The sequence below is a fragment of the Mesorhizobium sp. M7A.F.Ca.CA.001.08.2.1 genome (assembly GCF_003998455.1).
Lineage (GTDB): Bacteria > Pseudomonadota > Alphaproteobacteria > Rhizobiales > Rhizobiaceae > Mesorhizobium > Mesorhizobium ciceri.
Window position 1 is genome coordinate 1 of the sequence record NZ_RZPW01001321.1, and the last position, 781, is coordinate 781.

2 protein-coding genes are annotated in these 781 nt (G+C 63.3%); one reads left to right on the plus strand and one right to left on the minus strand.

Annotated elements, in window-relative coordinates; all coding sequences use genetic code 11:
- The first annotated feature begins 1 nt into the window (after position 1).
- Positions 2-379, plus strand: a complete 378-nt coding sequence (locus tag EN914_RS37130) for a hypothetical protein (protein WP_127389768.1) — start codon at positions 2-4, stop codon at positions 377-379.
- A gap of 34 nt (positions 380-413) precedes the next feature.
- Here EN914_RS37130 and EN914_RS37135 read toward each other — a convergent pair.
- A partial coding sequence (locus tag EN914_RS37135) for a response regulator transcription factor (protein WP_245497951.1) occupies positions 414-781 on the minus strand: 368 nt, incomplete at its 5' end.

Below are 781 nucleotides of genomic sequence, written 5' to 3' on the forward strand. Positions count from 1 at the left end.
GGTGGTGGGCGAACTGAGGCTGATCGATGTCGCCGACTACATCGCCTTTATCCGACTGGAGCATTTCGCATGCCTGTCGGACCTGGTCGATTCAGCGGTTGAGTTGTTCTTCATGCCGGGCACTCTGCGGCTCGGCCATGGTGGTGAGGCGCATGTCGACTGGAGCGGCAGCCCGCGCATCGTGCTCGATCTGGAACTGAGGCCGCCCGGCGTCACCGTCTATTTCCAGCTGACGCTGAGCGAGCTCGGCGCGTCGGTGGCGGTCAACTACGTATCGTTCGAGAAGCCGGGCGAAGACCCGGAGCGCAACACGGCGCTGCTCGAAGCGGTGATCGAAGAGGCGCGTATCCGCAAGGTCGAGCCGCTGGCCTATCGCTGATCGTCGGTCGCTTTCGAAGCGCTGCCGAATTCCCCTATTCGATCAAGCCCAGCCGCAGCGCCTTGGCAACGGCCTGGTTGCGATTGACGGCGTTGAGCTTCTGGGTCGATTGGGTCAGATACTGGTTGGCGGTGTGCACCGACAGTTTCAGGAGTCGCGCGATCTCCTCGCTGGTGTTGCCGTTGGCGGTCAGCTTCAGGCATTCGAGTTCGCGCTTGGAGATTGCACGCATGCGGCCGGCATCGCTCGGGCGGATGCGGGCGACTGCGGCGAACAACGAAAAGCAACGAGCGTGGATCTCGTAGAGAGCGTCCTGCGACAGGGTGATCTCCGAGCCCAGGAAAACGACAAGGCCGCATTGGCCGCGGTCGGCGTGGACGGGGAAGTGGATGCCGCTGGTGC